The following is an 18731-nucleotide window of genomic DNA, read 5'->3' on the forward strand; positions in this document are numbered from 1 at the left end:
AGTTTTGTTTATCAGGTTGATTTGCAGAAACGCACAACCTCATCAACCAGATGGAACTCAATCAATACACACGCTCTTTTGGCGGAAAACTCTCTACAGTCAGGGGCTGTACTCTTACGCCCTTGTATTCCAACTTGTCTGCCTCTTTCCAATACAAGGTGTGCTTCATCCACTCACCATCTTCCCGATTCGGATAATCCGGGCGCGAATGGGCACCACGACTCTCTTTACGATGTAAGGCAGAGACTGCAATCGATAAGCCCACATCAATCAGATTTTCCAGTTCAAGTGCTTCTGTACGATTTGTATTGAAGGTATTGGAGTGATCAGTAAGACGAACATCCTGTAGTTTTTCACGTATCGCCTTAATTTTTTCAACCCCTTCAGCCATCATCTCTTCCACTCTGAATACCCCGGCATGATCCTCCATGGTCTTGCGGAATTCCTTGCGTAGCTCGCTGACAGTAATCCCATCTCCTTTAAGGTTCCATCTTTCAAGACGATTAACAGCCTGATCAACATTGGCACTCTCTAACGGGCGATGAGAGCAGTTATCCTTCACATACTCAATAATGTTGTGTCCTGCCAATCGGCCAAATACAAGAATATCTAGCAATGAGTTTCCACCTAAACGATTGGCGCCATGCACTGATGCGCAGGCACATTCACCTGCAGCATAGAGACCTGGCAGTGGATCACCCTCATCACTGGAGCTTGGCATCACACGGCCAAAGCGATCTGTCGGGATTCCTCCCATGACGTAATGCGCGGTGGGAAACACCGGTATCGCATCCTGTACCGGATCGACACCAGCAAAGATTTTAGAGCTCTCTCGGATACCAGGTAGACGTTTTGCAATTACATCCTCACCCAGATGATCAACCTTCAACATCACGTGATCACCATCCGGGCCACATCCTAGCCCATCTCTCACCTCAGTTACGATAGAGCGGGCTACCACATCCCGGCTCGCAAGATCTTTAGCGTTAGGGGCATACTTCTCCATAAACCGCTCGCCATTCTTGTTGATTAGATATCCGCCTTCACCGCGCACACCTTCTGTAATCAGCATGCCTTTACCGGCTATACCTGTTGGGTGAAATTGGAAAAACTCCATATCCATCAGAGGCAATCCGGCACGCAGCGCCATCGCCATACCATCGCCAGTATTAATATGCGCATTGCTGGTGGTACGAAATACCTGACCGCAGCCACCCGTGGCTAACAGTGTCGTTTTGGATTCGATCAGCAGAGGTTCACCGGTGGCGATATTGAGCACCAGAGCACCAAGAATCACACCCTCTTCATCCTTGATCAGGTCGACAGCAAAGTATTCATCATAAAAGTGGGTCTTGGCCCGAATATTCTGCTGATAGAGTGTATGCAGAATGGCATGACCGGTACGGTCTGCCGCAGCACAGGTTCGAGCTGCCTGATCCCCACCAAAATTCTGACTCTGGCCACCAAAGGCTCTCTGGTAGATCTTGCCATTGGGCAGTCTTGAGAAGGGTACGCCGTTATGCTCAAGTTCGTACACCGTCGGAATCGCTTCACGACACATATACTCAATCGCATCCTGGTCACCCAGATAGTCGGATCCTTTCACTGTGTCGAACATATGCCAATGCCAGTTATCAGGCAACACATTGGCTAAGGCCGCATTAACACCACCCTGGGCAGCCACTGTATGAGAGCGGGTTGGAAAGACTTTGGATACAACCGCCACCTTCAGATTGGCATTCGCGAGTTGTAAAGCTGCATTCAGACCGGCTCCGCCAGCTCCCAGAATGAGCGTATCGAATCGTTGTTTTTCAAGTGCCATGTATGGTTAACCTTTTCTGTTCAAGCGACATGCGCAAGAATAATGACCTGCAGCACCCAGAGTGCGCAGCCGGTAAGTACAAAGCCGATCAGGGTCAGCAAGGAGACGCGAATTGCAGTTGGATGCACATAATCAATCAACACATCACGAATACCGACCCAGGCGTGTATCAATAACGAGGCAAAAAAGAGCAGCAGCCCAAAACCTACCAGTGGCTGAGCCACCCAGCTCTGCCAGGCAAGATGATCTGATGGTGCGTGAAAGATTAAATGCTGAAGCAAATAGAGGAAAAACAGCATCAGATAGATGGCGCTGGCACGTTGCAGAAACCAAGCCCTCAAACCACTCGCACGACGACTCATAGCAGACCCCCCATAAGTATCAGTGCCAATACCGGGGCTGCCAGAGTCACTCCCCAGGCCGTTTGACGATAGAATGGTTTATCAACGCCAATATCGATATCAATCAGCAGATAACGTATACCCGCCAGCAGATGGTGCATCAGTGCCCACAACATTAAAAACAGAACAAGCTTAACCAAGCCCAAACTGAAAAAAGCTTTTACGGTTGCAAAACCATCTGCACTTGAGAGGGAGAGATCAAATAGATAAATAAGCAGTGGAATGGAGAGCACCATTACCACACCTGTAGCACGATGAATAATCGACATGATGCCTGCCATAGGCAGTCGTATTTTAACGAGATTAAGAAAGACAGGTCTTGGTTTCGTGTCTAGCATAGTGGTGTATTCCAAAATTAAATTCAAAATAAACGATGGGGAACTAAAACGCTGTACCCGTCAACGAATCAAACAAGCCTAAAAGTAGCAAGTTATTAACTGTATATTAATGAAGCAGCTGATTTTTATGAGTGACATATAGCGATCTCTTATCACTGCTGGCCATTAACGCTCTCTTCCTCAGGAAGAAAAATAGGATGAGGAGATTCTAAAGCTGATGCTTTTTAATTAAAGGAATCTCTCATCCTGCCCCTCTCCCGATAGAAGAAAGAATGTTGGATTTTTAAATTGTGCGCCGCACAATACATTGACAAAATATGCTAACCCAGAACAATTAGTTACCTCAATATTCAATATTCATCCAAGCTCACGATACCTCATCAACCACTTTTCATCATGCAGCTGGCACGCACCGAAGCCAGCGCAGTCATATTCAAAAGGCCGCGCACAGTGATACTTGGCGTCACAATGTGAGCCGATTTAGCGGTGCCAATCAATATCGGCCCAATCGCTATCCCTTCGCCTAAAACCTTGAGCATATTGAAGGAGATATTGGCCGCATCCTGATTGGGCATTACCAACAGATTAGCGCTGTCTTTGAGGCGCGAATTGGGGAAGCGACTTGCTCGAATCTCTTCTGACAGCGCCAGATCAGCATGCATTTCCCCTTCAATTTCAAGGTCAGGCATTCGTTCCCGAACCAATTCCAGGGTGTGCTGCATCTTGCGTGCAGAGGTCGACTCATGACTTCCAAAATTGGAGTGTGAAAGCAGCGCCACCTTAGGCTCGACACCGAACCACAACACCTCTTCTGCACATAGAGTGACGATTTCGGCTAGCTCTTCTGCAGTAGGATCCTCCTGCACATAGGTATCTGCCATAAATAGTGTTCCTGTGTGCAGCACCAGTGCATTCATGGAAGACAATTTATTCACCCCGCTCTCTCTACCGATGATCTCCTCGATATGCCTGAGATGTTTCTGATAACGTCCAACTATGCCACAGATCATTGCATCCACTTCACCCAATGAGAGCATCACTGCAGCCAATACAGTGGGATTTCTTTGCAGATACTTGCGGGCCTCCTTTGGTGAAAAGCCTCGTCTCTCGACATGCTTAAAAAATAGTTGTGCATGACGCTCGAAATTGGGGTTCTCCAGCAGCTCAACCACTTCGAAATCATCATTCTCTACTAAGCGCAAGCCTAATGCCTTGATCCCAGCGAGAATTACATTCCGACGACCAATCAGTACCGGCCTGGCAATGCCTTGATCCACCGCCTGTTGCGCCACTTCCAGAATCCGCTCCTCCTCTCCCTCTGCATAGACCACCCGTCTGATATCTGAACGAGCCCGTTCAAACATAGGACGCATCGTCATGCTGGTGCGGAATACACGATTCTGCAATCGAGCACGATAGGATTCCAGGTCACTGATCGGCCTCAACGCCACACCAGACTCCATAGCTGCCTCAGCAACCGCGAAGGGCACAGAGACCATCAGGCGAGGATCGAAGGGCTTGGGTATCAGATAATCAGGACCAAATTGAAGGGACTGCCCACCATAGGCGGAACGAACAACATCAGATGACTCAACCTGGGCCATCTCAGCAATCGCCTTTACACAGGCCATCTTCATTGCACTGTTGATCTCAGTCGCCCCTACATCAAGAGCACCTCTGAACAGAAAGGGAAAACAGAGTACGTTATTAACCTGATTTGGATAGTCAGTACGGCCAGTGGCCAGAATGGCATCTGGCCGCACCGCCTTTGCTTCATCCGGTAGAATTTCAGGATTTGGATTGGCCAGGGCCATAATCAGCGGATTCGCAGCCATCTTCGGCAGCCAATCTGCTTTTAATACCCCAGCTGCCGAGAGGCCGAGAAAAACATCTGCTCCATCCAAAGCCTCCTCCAATGTGCGCATTGATGTATCGACAGCGTAGACCTCCTTATAAGGATCCATCTCTTCAGTACGACCCTCATAGACCACGCCCGCAATGTCGGTAACGATAATATTTTCCCGCTTCAACCCCAGATCAACCAGCAGACCGAGGCAGGCTAAAGCTGCAGCACCGCCACCGGCGGTGACCAGCTTTACCTCACCAATCTTCTTACCAACCACTTTCAGACCGTTGAGTATTGCCGCACAAACAACAATAGCCGTACCGTGTTGATCGTCATGAAAGACCGGGATATTCATCCGCTCTTTGAGTGCTTTCTCGATAATAAAACACTCTGGTGCTTTGATATCCTCAAGATTGATGCCACCGAAACTGGGCTCCAGACGAGCCACGGTCTCTATGAATTGATGCGGATCTTTTTCGTCAATCTCGATATCGAATACATCGATATCAGCAAACTCCTTGAACAGAACTGCCTTACCCTCCATAACAGGCTTGGAGGCCAGGCTACCGATAGCCCCCAAACCGAGTACCGCGGTTCCGTTGGTAATCACTGCCACCAGGTTACCTCTGGCAGTATAGTCAGCCGCTTTGTTAGGGTCAGACGCTATCTCTTCACATGCAGCAGCAACGCCGGGAGAGTAAGCCAATGCAAGATCCCTTTGATTGGCCATCGGTTTAGTCGATTTGATTTCAAGCTTGCCGGGTTTGGGAGACCGATGATATTCAAGTGCGGCCTTTCTCAACTCTTCAGACATAAAAATAGTTTTCCTGGGTTATCGATTACAGTTCGGCACCACCACTACAGGAAGGTGACTGACTTGAGTGACGTGGCGAACTGTTGACCCTAACAGACCGCTGCGAATAAAACCTTTACTGCAACTGCCAATCACAATTATATCGGCATTATGCTTTTCCGCCTCTTGCGGAATGCGATCTGCAGGATGACCGGATGTAACCAGAATCTCCCTTACCATAGAGTTCTTTTTTTCACAAAGCGCCATCTCTTCATGACAAAACTTTTCCAGCCGCTCTTTCATTTTTTTAAGGACCTTCTTCATACCCTCATGTTCAAGCTTTTCCAGTTTTTTTCCTGGTAGATAGGTGGAAAGCACAGCTTCACCTGTGCTTCCCAATGGTTCCAGAACATGCAACATGATGATCTCTGCATTGTAGCTCTGAGCCAGGCTGATAGCCTGCCTGAAAACCGGACGCATGTGTCGCCCCATATCGGTGGCATAAAGTATGGTTTTGATTTCAGGAATTGAACTCATTTAGTTACGCCTCACTTATAACCTTTCATCTGATCGATAAAATCAGGAAGGAACAGGGAAATCTGGGGTATATAGGTAATCAACATCAGGAATATCAGCAACAGACCCAACCATGGAAGTGCCGCACGAATGACCCAACCAATAGAGTTACCTGTAATACCCGCCGTAACAAACAGATTCAGCCCCACAGGTGGTGTCAGCATGCCTATTTCCATATTTACAACCATAATGATACCAAGATGAATAGGATCTATACCCAGCTGAGTGGCGATAGGAAACAGAATAGGCGCCATGATCAACAATACTGCAGAGGGTTCCATAAAGTTACCGGCTGCAAGCAATAGCAGATTCATCACAATCAGAAACATCCAGGGATCCAACCCCCAACCTACAATAGTATCCGCAATTGCATGTGGAATACGCTCTGTGGTCAACACATGGGCAAACAACATTGCATTGGCAATAATGAACAACAGCATAATACTGACTTTTGCAGCATCCAGTACGGTATGCCTGACCTCTTCATCGATAAAAGCTTTTGGCAACGCTACCACTGATTGTGTCAGATTGCGCATCACCATGCCTGCACCATGTTCGCCATCATAGCGCCAGGGTTTGCCTTTCAAAGGCCCCATGTCCCGATAACCGAATACTGAGACAAGGAAAGCATATACAGCAGATACCGCTGCCGCCTCAGTCGGACTGGCGATACCACCATAAATCGAACCCAACACGATCACAATCAGCATCAGACCACCAGAGGCGATAAAACCTGATTTCAACAGCGACTTTATACCCGGCCATGGCTGAGAAGGTAGATTCATGATCCGTGCAGCCACGTAAATCGCCACCATCAACAACAGTCCCATCATCAACCCTGGGATGAAGCCCGCCATAAACATCTTTGCTGCAGAGACCTCAGTTGCAGCTGAATAGACCAGCATAACAATTGAAGGTGGAATCAAAATACCCAAGGTACCCGCATTTGCGATAACCCCGGCAGCAAAGGACTCTGGATAGCCTGATCTCACCATCCCCGCTATCACGATAGTACCAATTGCAGCCACAGTCGCTGGTGATGAGCCAGATACCGCAGCAAACAGCATACAGGCCATAACTGAGGCCATTGCCAATCCACCGCGGATATGACCAACACAATCTACAGCGAAATTGATTAAACGTTTTGCCACCCCTCCGGTTGATAGAAATGCTGATGATAGGATAAAGAATGGAATCGCTAACAGGGTGTAGTGTTCAGATAGTGCTTCGATCAGTTTCAGGGCAACCGAAGCCAGCGAGTCGCTGGAAAAAAACAGTATTGTGGCGATGCTCGACATACCCAAAGCCACCGCGATCGGCATACCGATCAGCATACAAATGAATAGCAGAAGAAATAGGGTTGCTGTCGCCATTACTTGACTCCCCCATTCAGATTTTGCCCTTCAGCGGCAAGTTCCTCCGCCAAGCGCATGCTCTCTTCCGCTTCATTGGTATGGGAGAATCCGATTGACTCACCTCTGATCACATGCCATAACAACTGCAGTAACCGCACAGAGAAAAATACAAAGCCGATAATAAGAATACTGTGGGCGACCCAAGTCTCTACCGGGATATCCTCAAGCTCGATGCCGATCTTTTTCATCTTCGACAGATAGATCCAGGAACCATATAAAAACAAGCTACAGTAGACCAGGCTGAGCACGACTGCGACAAGAGATAGAAAACGATGGATTGAATCGGGTAGTGTTTTGACGAAGGCATCCACACCAATGTGAGCACCAACCTTCAGACCGTATGAGATACCGAAGAGTACAAACCAGGCAGATAGATGCAGGGTGAGTTCCTGAGCCCAAAGTAGACCTGTATTGAATACAAAACGTAGCACCACTTCAAGAAAAACCAATAGGGTCATTGCAACCAGCAGTAGAGAGATAATCCCCTCTTCCGCTTTATTCAGTATTTGCTTAAGCATTAAGATTCTCCTCTGACCTCCGCAGTGCCATATCTTATGGCAATCTTGGAAATCCCTATCCTGCCCGGACTTGTAATTGTTATCCTAGAGTTCTTGTAGTGTAAATGGGATCACCCAATGGGTGAGTATAAATACCATTAATTGATGTGGCATATCACTACCTTACGTCAAATTTCAGCGGTCAACTGCGGAATCTAGGATTATTAGTTGCCGAATTCAATCGGGTCTAGAACCCGATTGAATTCAGTAGGTTTATGTAATGTCTCAAGTTGCAAGTAGATCTGTCGGCTTACAAGACCGAACCCCATTCACACAGCCTAACCATCCCTATTATTTTGCACTCAGATAAGGTCATTCAACTACTGAGCCCATACTCCTCGGTTGGCAAGCTGATACCTTTTTTGGCCGACAAACAACAAGTGACATCACACAAGTGTAGTCGAGGGTTACATATTGTTTGAATTATAAGCTGCGTCAATCAGCTCCTTACCGATCTCATCCTCAAACTCTTTCCAGACAGGCTTCATTACTTCAACCCACTGGGCGCGCTCTTCGGCACTGAGTGAAATGAGAGTGCTTCGTCCAGAGTCAATGATCTTCTGACGGTCATCCACACCCTTCTGCTCGGCAACCGAGTTACCAAATACAATGGCTTCATCCAGCGCTTTTTTGACTTCAACACGAATATCATCCGGCAGATCCATCCAGAATTCGGTAGAGGTTACCACCATATAGTCGAGCAGACCGTGGTTGGACTCAGTAATATAGGGTTGCACTTCAAAGAATTTTTTGGAATAGATGTTGGACCAGGTATTCTCCTGACCATCGATGGCCCTGGTCTGTAACAGGGTAAATACCTCTGAGAACGGTTTTTTAAGCGGTGTGGCCTTAACTGCCTTGAATTGTGCTGCCAATACATCAGAAGTCATAATACGGAATTTCTGCCCCGAGGCATCTGCCGGAACATGAATGGGTTTACTGGAAGAGAGCTGTTTCATACCGTTGTGGATATAGCCCAAACCGGTTAAACCCTTTTTCTTAATAGAGCTTAATAATTTTTGGCCAGCTTCACTTTTTTGAAAGCGTTCGACCGCCTGCATATCTTTAAACAGAAAAGGTAGATCATAAAGCTGAAGTGAACGGGTAAAGCTCTCAAATTTCGACAAAGCAGGTGCTGCTAACTGCACATCACCCAGCAGCATGGCTTGCAGAACCTTGTTATCACCAAACAACTGGGAGTTGGGATAGACCTCAACAACCACTTTGCCAGCAAGACGCTCTGCAACCAGATCCTTGAATTTATTGGCCATCTGGCCCTTTGGTGTATTTTCAGCCACCACATGTGAAAATTTGATCACAATAGGTGCGGCTGACAGGGGAGCTGCCACTAGTGTAGCTAGCAGCGCGAATAGGATACAGGCTCTTCTCATAATGATCCTCCAGAATGGAATCTTAAATTATTTTGGATAACCCGAAAGCAACGGATTGGGGTGAAGGAGAGCAATAAAGGGGCCAACTGTGGTGAAAGTGGAGAATACCAGGGTAATAAAGGGGTGAATCAGAGCGCGTTATCGAACGAGCGTACATAAATCGGCGGATTTCCGCCCATTTCTACTATCTGTAGTGGGGAGATTTCACACATTAAGAAGAGTAAGAAATGCCCTACCCACAGAGGCAGGTAACTGGCACTACTCAATAAACGGGATTAGCGGTCGACGGTGTCCTTCCATGAGACATCCCAGGGGCTATTGAGCCATCGACTCGCTCGATCGGAAAATCCACCGGTGTCTGGTGACTCAGGCACAGCGGTGATCTCGATACTCTCTTCAGCCGCAACATCATCAACACCAACAATCTCTTCAGATTCAGCTACAAAACTGAGTTTATTCAAAGAGGCCCCAGACGAAAGCAGTTTCTGATCCCTTTCAAGATTGGAGATAACCCCCTTAAGGATCTCTTTCATTCCATCCGGATAGACTGGATTGGCTAACATACCCTCGACATCTGCCTTCATCTCGTCGATCTTCTGTGCTGCTTTATCTCGTTGCTGCTTCTCCTGATTATCAAGCTCAACAAGCTGTTTTTTTATCACTTCAGGTGAGACAGGAACCGGCGAACCAGGGGTTGGCACACCTCTTTTACGAAGTAAAACCCGCATCGAGACAGCGGTCTGGGCAGTTCGTTTGAACTCATCGAGAAGATCGAGGGGGCTAGACTCCTGATCATCACTTGAGAGAGAGATGAATTCGATATTTTCGTCCTGAGAATAATCCAAGCCAGAGTAGTGGAGTATCTTTTCCAGCTGACTCTTAATAAGGGTTTCCAGATTGTTGAAATAGACCTGAATCTGTTTGACAGGCAAATTGCGTAGACTTTCGCTCAAGGAGCTGAAGAGATTCAGTGCACTCTCTGGAAGATCCTTGGAAGGAACACCCAGCACCAATACAGAACTGAGACTCTCCTGCATGCCCTCTATTGCATTAGTGATTTCGACAATCTGTTGAAGTATTCTGCGCTTACCTTCCAGCTTGGCGATATCGTTCTGCATATTGTCAGTTAGTGGATCGTTTAAAGGCATTGCTACTCCTTACGGTTTTTTTACCTGCAGAACAGTACTAGGCTTGGTTCGGAAAACCATCAATTTTGACGCGAATTTTGAAATCCAAGGCTTAGCGTTGTTGCGGGCCTCTCTCTATAGGAATGTAGCGGCAAAAAAGCACGCTGCTTGAATAAAATTAATTCCCAAGCTAGCTGATTTATGAGCACTATTAAATGTACTCAGTGTTTAATTTCACAGTTGATGAGTCATGCTTTTTCAGGTGTTGTTACTTAACGGCTGGCACTAGTGTGATGGTGTAGGGTGTAGGGTGTAGGGTGTAGGGTGTAGGGTGTAGGGTGTAGCCCTGCCGCACCATCAGGTTGCGGGTTTCTCAAAAACCCCGCTACCAGCAAGTGTTTAGTTTATCCTGGTTTCCGCAGTTGGCCGCTGACATCTGCTGTAAAGTTACTGAAGTTTATGCCCACCCATTGGTGAACTCATTTACGCTACATCAATTTGTGAAAGATGTCGGTTAGCCTGCTCGTCAGGTGGTTTCGGTTGGGCATGGTGCGGCAGGGCCGCACCCTACTTCGCTTGAATTATATGGGCACCTCTATTAATTGCTTGTGTCCATATGTCAGATAGGTGTGGCATGAGCAGAAGTGAGGTGATCTCTGAAAAAGACCTTTTTTAAATCAGGCCACTCATTTTTGAGTTGCACGAATAATCCGAGCCAGATCGTGAGCAAATGCCTGTGCGACCTGGCTCCTGCCTAGCTCATTGAGGTGGCCACCATCGGAGGTATAGCTACCGATCAGAGCGTAGTATTCTTCTCCATCCATGCTGAATGATTCCCGACGACCGTTGGCATAGGTCGATTGACTTCGTGCAATATCGACTACATGAGTATCACTGTAATTATCGAGTAGCAGACGATTAAACTGATTGCGCTTACGATTATCCAGCTTGCTATTGTTTGCTCTGCCAAGCATCTCTCTGATCCAGACACCAAGCCCGCCAGGACTATGTCTGAGAGGTGTTGTGGTGTGAATAAAGGTGATCTCTGGGTGTCTCTGAATCAGTCCATCCATGGTGTTTTTATACGCTGAGAATAGCTCAGACACATCAGATTCGCGGTTGATGTCGATATAACAGAACTTTAACAATGCATAATCGATCTTGTTTGAGAGTTCCTGATCGATTATCCGCTCAAAGTCTTCACATTTTGTCAGTGGCTTTTGGTTTTGACCAATCGGTGTATGTACCAGACAGCCAGACTGACGCTCAGCAAGATAACTTTCAAGATCGAGAATTGGGAGATCCTGTTGTGATTGCCGGGCAAGTTCCTCTAAACCGGTAATAATATTTTCACCTACAGACTGATGGCCAAAAAATACGCTTGCACGTTTCAGCGTTTCCATATCCGCTTTAAATTGCTGTGACATACCAGGTTCCCATTGCTTTGAATCCGTCTGGCAAGCAGCCAACAGAGAGAGGCTGATTGTGATACAGAGGGTGATTAATATTCTCATTTTTTATTGCACAACTTTACAAAACACCTTTACAAAATTTCGTAAGCCTCCAGTAGAAGCTTTTCCGTTGTTTCCCAGTCTATACACTCATCTGTTACTGAAACCCCATACTTCAAATCAGATGGATGCTCGGTGATATCCTGCCGTCCGGCATTTAGATGACTCTCCAGCATCGCCCCGAGTATCATTGCATGCCCCTCACCAGTAGATCTTGAGTGAGCAATCTGCTTGATCAGATCGTGCCATACGATCACCTGGCGCTCATAGTTTTTTCTGCTGTTGGCATGAGAGCAATCAACCATCAATCTAGGTGCCAGACCAGCCTTACGAAGAGAATCAGCGACATAGAGTACATCTGCACTATCGTAGTTTTCGCCCCGGCTTCCACCACGCAGTATCAGGTGGGTATCCTCATTACCTGTAGTAGCGATGATAGATGACTCTCCCGACTCATTGATGCCCAGAAAGGTATGGGGATTCGCCGCAGACAGCATCGCATCTATGGCAACTTTGGTATTGCCATCGGTTGAATTTTTAAAACCAACAGGTGTTGAAAGACCTGAAGCCATCTGTCGGTGGGTCTGACTCTCAGTGGTTCTTGCACCAATCGCCACCCAACCCAATAGATCACCAATATACTGGGGCGTGAAAGGTTCCAGAATTTCACTCGCTGTTCCCAGCCCAAGCTGATTGATATCCAGCAGCAGCTGTCTGGCAAGTTTCAAACCCCGGCTCATATCGAATGAACCATTCATCTCAGGATCATTGATCAATCCCTTCCATCCGATCGTGGTTCGAGGCTTTTCAAAATAGACACGCATTAACACCAGCATCTTGTCATTGAGACTTTCAGCCAGCGGTTTCAGGCGTTGTGCATACTCCATTGCTGAATCGGGGTCATGAATTGAGCAAGGCCCGACAATCACCAGGGGGCGATCATCCTCCCCAACCAGAATATGATGAATAGCCTCCCGCACCCTGACGACATGATCGTATATCTCGTCACTGACCGGCATCGCCTGCAGAAGCTCTGATGGCCGGATCAGTGGCTGGGCACTGGCTACTCGTAAATTCGAAACTCTTTTTAATAATGCAGGTTGGTCTTGGTTCATAATGAACAACTCTCTCGTGAATTTGCTCAACACTATTCATTCGTGATTGGTGGGGCATGGCCCCACCCGACAAAATTGTTAGCGTTTAGGATATGGCCATACCTCACCAATCCACAGATAGCTGAATCGTGCGGCCATCCTGTGCATCTTTAATAAGTCCATCAGCCCGATAGTGTAGATAGGCCTCAATAGCAGTATAACCGTTATCTAAAGACTGCCCCGCATCATCATGATCAGGATCCATGCCGTTAACTACTTCCCAGTCATCCGCCATACCGTCCATATCCCTGTCCTTTTGCATGCTCTTATCTCTCAATCCCTGAAGAAACCACTCATCATCGGGATTTTGCGGTGCCCCCCTTCTCCAACCACCCGTTCCGGTGATAACCTCGCTGATCGTACGGCGGGTCACCCTGTCCCGAGGAAAAGCACCCGCCAACGCCAATACCTTCAGATAGGCCTTGGTTGCCTCTTCAGTTTCAACCTCTGCCACAGGAAACTCTCTCTGCGCCAACTCTCCCTCGCGACTGAAGCCAATTTTAAAAGAGGAGAAAAAGCCCACATCTCCTGGACGATCGACTCGACCATAGCCTGCCAAGTGGTTTCCATGCAGATAGTATTTGCCATGATCACTGAAATGATAGAGCGTTACCCGATCGGCACTCGGCCCCCGCTTGTAATAGTTGCCAACGATATTAATACCCGCGGCAGGCTTATGGCCGTCATGCCCCAGCCCCTCTTTAAAGTCGTAGATGACATTGTTACGAAAATCTGCAGGTTTCTCTTTTACATATGGGGAGAGTGAAGGATTTCTTCTCGAGTTATGAGCAAACAGATTGTGATGTATGGAGATATTGCCGCTATTCGGATAGGCGCTGAGCAAGGCGAAATTATGCGCTACATCTTTACTGTGCCCAGCTGGGTCTGACTCTTCCAGTGTACACCACTGTACTGTGACTTCTGATGAATGAATGATATCGAGCAGTTCATCATTTCCCCAGGCCAGGGAGAGATGGTCGAGGATAATCCGCTCAGACTTGGGAAGTTGAATCACATCTCCAGTATGTCCTCTTACCGGCTTTTGGCGTATACGTAAGAAGCGGATAATAAGATCATGTAGCCGCTCACCATTTTGCGGGGCTGCAACGATCCGTCCAACCAGCGTGATGCCCGGGCTTGGGGCACTCTCCCCGGCAATGGTGATATTGGAGTGTTGAATACGCAAATCTCCACGAATCACACCAGCAACATCGAATACCACAATTCTCGGACCTTCAGCTGCCGCTGCAGCCTGCAGACTGCCGGGGCCTTGAGCATTCAGGTTAGTCACTCTGATAACCCGGCCACCTCGTCCACCCACTGAGACAGCACCAAATCCCTCTGCACCTGGAAATGCGGCAACGGGTTTATCAAAAGCTGCACTGACCGTTACATTAACCAGCCATAGCCCAACCATCCCTAAAAGGTAGAACAGCACCCTCAACCGTTGACCAACTATCGAGTGAGGCATCTCCATATCGTCTCCTTGGTAACTCATTTAGCAATCTCTGCAACTGTTGCACTCAATAGCTGTGCCAGATCACGAGGGTCTAATTCAATCTCAAGTCCCCGTTTCCCTGCGCTCACATAGATAGTTGAAAAACCTTCGGCTGAGGCGTCTATCACCGTTGGTAATTGTCGTTTTTGTCCTAATGGACTGACGCCACCCAGAACATAACCACTGCTTCGCTGCACTGCTCGCGCATCAGCCATGGTCGCTTTTTTGACCTTCAAAACTTTTGCCAGAAGTTTGAGATCCAGTTTCGATGAGACGGGCACTACAGCTACCACCAACCCCTTCCCTTCCAGGGAGACCACCAGTGTTTTAAAAACCTGATCAGCAGGCAGACCAAGTTTTTCCACCGCCTCCATACCAAAGGATTCATGCTTCGGGTCATGTTCATAACTATGGGTGGTGTAGGAAATGCCAGCCCGCTTAGCCACCTCAATAGCTGGTGTCATCAATCATCTCCCGTGGTATAGGCAACAACCTGGTGAGTGATATACATAATCAATAGGACAGCAGCACCGAAAAGATAGAGACCGGTATGTATCTCAATCTGGGCTACCACCCCCAGTTTTACAGTTACGATCATAACTGCCACCACCATCACATCCAACATCGCCCAGCGACCGAAATCATGCATCCATTTAAGCCAGCGAGAGAAATGGGGCGATCCAATCTGGCGACTGTGCAGCAACAGAAATAGAAACGCTATCTTAAACAATGGCAATAAAACACTGAACAAGCCCACTACAATGAACAGAAACCAGTGCTCCCGCTTAAACAGTTCCACAACACCGGAAATAACAGAAAAGGAGTTGGCAATAAACAGAAATTTAGTCAGCGTCAACATCGGCAGCCAGAGACCGAAAATCAATAATCCGCCGGATAACACCAACAGTACCTTCAGGCGCCTGGCAACCTCTAACGGTATCTGAATCTCTTGGTTTTTTGCTTCAACCTGCATCTTGCAACCGGCCTGGCATCATCACAGTAAAACAGATCATCGATATGCAGTAGTTGCAATCATCAGAGGTAAACAGTTCAGTTGGATAGCCATAAATTATCTTCAATCAGCGCGGCAGTCATTTTCATAATGAGTAGTGATCGCCTATATCCTTACTGGAAAATCTTGCCATTGTGTCTGATCCACCCGCCTTCATGCCGACCCTGTGGATCATGGTGAGTCCAGTGGACTACCCCACCCTTCTCATTCCACTCATAGACACCATGGATCTCTACCCGGTCTCCCACTTTAATACCTTCCAGACGAGGCGCCAAATCGATATTGTGCGCGACTAAAAGTGTACGCCCCGAGTCAACACGAACAATAAAACGTTGATGACGACTACCTTTGCGGTCATCGGGTAACAGCTTTTTCACCTTACCCGCAAGGGTAAGCTGCAGATCCTGAGCCCGAGTCTTAAAAGCCAACTCGATCTGATCCTGAGTAACGGCTTTAGCAGACTCAGAAACAGGGGGAGTGACTACATCGTCTGGGGACCATAACCCCAGATAGCCTGCAGCGACCAAAAGCAGCAGGGCTAAAATTTTCTTCAATAGAGACACGCTGAATATTCACCCATTGGTCGTTTACCCTCCAGCAGAAGGTCTATTAATTGACCCGTTGGCCAGTGATATAACGACCACCATCAAAGGCACTAAAGAACTCCTTCAATAGAGGATTTTCAATCGGCTCAATCACAGGATCGTGAGTCAGATTGCGCTCGGCCACATAAGTCTCATCGCTTGAGCCATGCACCAGTACCCGATACCAGGGCATATCTTTCGGGGGTTTTGACCTGGCCACTTGCTCATACCATTCATCGGAAAGCATGAACACAGGATCAATATCAACTACCACGCCGCGATAGTTAAAAAGACGATGGTGAACCAGATCACCCACTCCAAACTTTGCATGGCCGGTCTGGATTTCAGAGTTTGACAAGAGCGACTCCCAATTGATGAGGTTTCACCTCATATTACCTATAAAATTGAGCTTGAGCCATTGTTGGCTTTTTACTGACCGAGTGGTACTAATCAGACCATAAGTATGCGCCAACTCCGTCACTCTGCAGCGATCCTTATTACTTCACAAACTGATTCTCTGATGCTTTATGGCCGCTATTAAGCGAGGCCCACTCTTGATATCATCGCGCATTGCTTTTTTTGGGGGGGACACTTCTAACATGAAACTGGCCAATTTTTATACAACAGAAGACGATCGAGTCTCCTTTTCGCGGCATCAAGCGAGTCATTTTGCAAAAGATATTGCTAATGATTTCAATCCAATACATGACGCCGACGCAAAAATGTTCTGCGTCCCCGGAGACTTGCTGTTTGCAGTTGCTGTTGACCATTTTGGCTTGAGCCAAAAGATGTGCTTCCACTTTTTCGGCATGGTCACCGATCAAAAGCTGATCTTTTCCGACAGTGGTGATTCCAAAATAGACATCATTGACGATGAAGGAAAAAAATTCCTAGGCATTCAGAGAGATGGAGAAATCAGTCGTGATGCTTCCTTGATCAGTAACCTTACTCAGGGCTATGTTGCCTTTTCAGGTAAGACCTTCCCGCACCTGCTGGTTCCTTTGATGGCGCAGCAGAATGTCATGATCAATCCTGGCAGACCCCTGGTTATGTACCAGAGCATGGAGTTCACTCTTGAACACCTCAATGAGATGCACGAGCCATTTTTGGAATCCACCAACTCCAGCCTGGAAGTGCAAGGTAAAAAGGCCATTGCTAAACTCGATTTTCATATCATGGAGCAAGGTCAGGAGGTGGGTCATGGCACCAAGTACATGGCGCTGCGTGGCCTGCAAACCTACCAGGAGGAAGGCATGCAGCGTGTAGTGGATAGCTACAACAGCTATAAAGAGGCTTACTCTTAAGGGCACCTCTATTAACCAGGCCGCAAGAAGGGCCTAGGGCCTGTTACTTGTAATGGCTCTTGTCCAGACCATATTTTTGCATCTTGTCGTAAAGGGTTTTGCGGGGAATACCAAGCGCTTCCATGGTATTTTTCAAACTGCCCTTCTGTATTTCGAGCTGCTGTTTGATCAGACTCTTCTCGAAACAGTCAACCTGTTGAGGCAGTGTAATAGCGGACTCATTGCCCACCTCCTGCATCAGAATCGTTAGATCGTATCCAACATTCTCCCCCAGCAATACATAGCGATCGGCAATATTACACAGCTCACGTACATTGCCCGGCCAGGGGTGGGTCAACAACACCCGAATCTGCTCACTGTTGGGTGGCGGTACTTCACGCCGATATCTGGCGCCTGCCATCAACAGAAAGTGTTGAAACAGTAGGGGTATATCTTCGCGACGATCGCGCAGAGGGGGAATCTCCAGAGTCACCACATTCAATCGATAGTAGAGATCCTCACGAAACTCACTGCGTTCCCCGGCGGCCTTGAGGTCAATTTTTGTAGCCGCCACCACTCGCAGATCAAGAGGAACCAGTGTGTTTGAACCCAGCCGTTCTATCGCCCGCTCCTGCAATACCCGTAACAGATGCACCTGAACCGGAGTTGGCATACTTTCAATCTCATCGAGAAAAAGTGTGCCGTGATTGGCATGTTCAAAACGTCCGACACGTCGCCCCTTGGCACCGGTAAATGCACCAGGTTCATGTCCAAACAACTCACTTTCGATCAGATTGTCGGGCACTGCGCCACAATTGACTGCGACGAAATTGAACTCCCGTCGGCGACTCTGTTCGTGTAGAGAGCGAGAGACCAACTCCTTACCTGTGCCTGTCTCTCCCAAGAGCAGAACATCCGCATCAGTATCAGCAATCTGGGCAATGGTTGAGCGCAAGCGCTGCATGGCCGGTGATCGCCCTATGATGCGTGGGCCTGGGACATTGTTTTGAGTATCCAGTTCATGACGCAGGGATCGATTCTCCAAGGTCAGTGCCCGCTTCTCCAGTGCCCGTTTAACCGTTTCGATTAGCAACTCTGCAGCAAAGGGTTTTTCGATAAAGTCATATGCCCCATCACGAATCGCTTTTACTGCCATCGCAATATCACCGTGACCGGATATCAAGATCACCGGCAAGTCACGATCTATCTCCTGAGCCTTGAGCAGAAACTCAATACCATCCATTCCCGGCATCTTGATATCGCACACCACTACCCCGGGCCAGTCATAGGAGAGTAGTGGCAATGCCCTGTCGGCACGCTCCAAAGCATTAACATCATAGCCAGCCAACTGAAGTGTCTGCGTGTTGGCAATGCGTATGTGTTTCTCATCATCAATAAAAATGACAGGGGGCTTGCTCGACAT

The 18731-nt window shown here is 47.8% G+C and carries 18 protein-coding genes; 1 reads left to right on the forward strand and 17 read right to left on the reverse strand.

What is annotated here, in order from left to right:
• Window positions 1-61: 61 nt before the first annotated feature.
• From sdhA to hspQ, 16 genes are all read right to left on the reverse strand, one after another.
• Entirely contained in the window at window positions 62-1822 is a 1761-nt protein-coding gene (gene sdhA / locus AC4IFB_RS06185) for a succinate dehydrogenase flavoprotein subunit (protein WP_490778192.1), read from the reverse strand.
• 20 nt (window positions 1823-1842) lie between these two features.
• Window positions 1843-2184 (reverse strand): succinate dehydrogenase, hydrophobic membrane anchor protein, encoded by a 342-nt coding sequence (sdhD, locus tag AC4IFB_RS06190; RefSeq protein WP_490778191.1) that lies wholly within the window; start codon window positions 2182-2184, stop codon window positions 1843-1845.
• Window positions 2181-2561: a succinate dehydrogenase, cytochrome b556 subunit gene (sdhC, locus tag AC4IFB_RS06195; protein WP_490778190.1), complete on the reverse strand. Its 381-nt coding sequence runs from the start codon at window positions 2559-2561 to the stop codon at window positions 2181-2183. The genes sdhD and sdhC overlap by 4 nt, the downstream gene beginning before the upstream one ends.
• Window positions 2562-2941: 380 nt before the next feature.
• On the reverse strand, window positions 2942-5221 hold the full coding sequence (locus tag AC4IFB_RS06200; protein ID WP_490779692.1) for an NADP-dependent malic enzyme: 2280 nt from the start codon (window positions 5219-5221) through the stop codon (window positions 2942-2944).
• 18 nt (window positions 5222-5239) lie between these two features.
• Window positions 5240-5737: a universal stress protein gene (locus tag AC4IFB_RS06205; RefSeq protein WP_490779693.1), complete on the reverse strand. Its 498-nt coding sequence runs from the start codon at window positions 5735-5737 to the stop codon at window positions 5240-5242.
• Window positions 5738-5748: 11 nt separating this feature from the next.
• Window positions 5749-7149, reverse strand: coding sequence for a TRAP transporter large permease (locus AC4IFB_RS06210; protein ID WP_490778187.1), 1401 nt, complete (start codon window positions 7147-7149; stop codon window positions 5749-5751).
• The gene (locus AC4IFB_RS06215; protein ID WP_490779694.1) at window positions 7149-7709 is read right to left on the reverse strand and encodes a TRAP transporter small permease; all 561 of its coding nucleotides are present in this window, start codon (window positions 7707-7709) and stop codon (window positions 7149-7151) included. Before AC4IFB_RS06215 ends, AC4IFB_RS06210 begins: the two co-directional genes overlap by 1 nt.
• A gap of 446 nt (window positions 7710-8155) precedes the next feature.
• Entirely contained in the window at window positions 8156-9139 is a 984-nt protein-coding gene (locus AC4IFB_RS06220; RefSeq protein WP_490778185.1) for a TRAP transporter substrate-binding protein, read from the reverse strand.
• A gap of 275 nt (window positions 9140-9414) precedes the next feature.
• Window positions 9415-10287: a hypothetical protein gene (locus tag AC4IFB_RS06225; RefSeq protein WP_490779695.1), complete on the reverse strand. Its 873-nt coding sequence runs from the start codon at window positions 10285-10287 to the stop codon at window positions 9415-9417.
• Window positions 10288-10952: 665 nt separating this feature from the next.
• A complete protein-coding gene (locus AC4IFB_RS06230; RefSeq protein WP_490779696.1) occupies window positions 10953-11693 on the reverse strand; it encodes a hypothetical protein in 741 nt (246 codons plus the stop codon).
• A 116-nt stretch (window positions 11694-11809) separates the two neighbouring features.
• Window positions 11810-12892, reverse strand: a complete 1083-nt coding sequence (locus tag AC4IFB_RS06235; RefSeq protein WP_490779697.1) for a 3-deoxy-7-phosphoheptulonate synthase — start codon at window positions 12890-12892, stop codon at window positions 11810-11812.
• A gap of 103 nt (window positions 12893-12995) precedes the next feature.
• Window positions 12996-14429, reverse strand: a complete 1434-nt coding sequence (locus tag AC4IFB_RS06240; RefSeq protein WP_490779698.1) for a pectate lyase family protein — start codon at window positions 14427-14429, stop codon at window positions 12996-12998.
• Entirely contained in the window at window positions 14426-14893 is a 468-nt protein-coding gene (ybaK, locus tag AC4IFB_RS06245) for a Cys-tRNA(Pro) deacylase (RefSeq protein ID WP_490779699.1), read from the reverse strand. The genes AC4IFB_RS06240 and ybaK overlap by 4 nt, the downstream gene beginning before the upstream one ends.
• Window positions 14893-15402, reverse strand: coding sequence for a paraquat-inducible protein A (locus AC4IFB_RS06250; RefSeq protein ID WP_490778179.1), 510 nt, complete (start codon window positions 15400-15402; stop codon window positions 14893-14895). Before AC4IFB_RS06250 ends, ybaK begins: the two co-directional genes overlap by 1 nt.
• Before the next feature lie 152 nt (window positions 15403-15554).
• Window positions 15555-16004, reverse strand: a complete 450-nt coding sequence (locus AC4IFB_RS06255) for a DUF3465 domain-containing protein (protein WP_490779700.1) — start codon at window positions 16002-16004, stop codon at window positions 15555-15557.
• 46 nt (window positions 16005-16050) lie between these two features.
• Window positions 16051-16383 (reverse strand): heat shock protein HspQ, encoded by a 333-nt coding sequence (gene hspQ / locus AC4IFB_RS06260; protein ID WP_490778177.1) that lies wholly within the window; start codon window positions 16381-16383, stop codon window positions 16051-16053.
• A 241-nt stretch (window positions 16384-16624) separates the two neighbouring features.
• Between hspQ and AC4IFB_RS06265 the strand changes: the two genes are divergently transcribed.
• Entirely contained in the window at window positions 16625-17329 is a 705-nt protein-coding gene (locus AC4IFB_RS06265; RefSeq protein ID WP_490778176.1) for a DUF3581 family protein, read from the forward strand.
• Window positions 17330-17372: 43 nt separating this feature from the next.
• Here the strand turns inward: AC4IFB_RS06265 and AC4IFB_RS06270 are convergent, their stop codons facing one another.
• A complete protein-coding gene (locus tag AC4IFB_RS06270; RefSeq protein ID WP_490778175.1) occupies window positions 17373-18731 on the reverse strand; it encodes a sigma-54-dependent transcriptional regulator in 1359 nt (452 codons plus the stop codon).

Source organism: Candidatus Thiodiazotropha sp. AKIB8 (assembly GCF_058244675.1).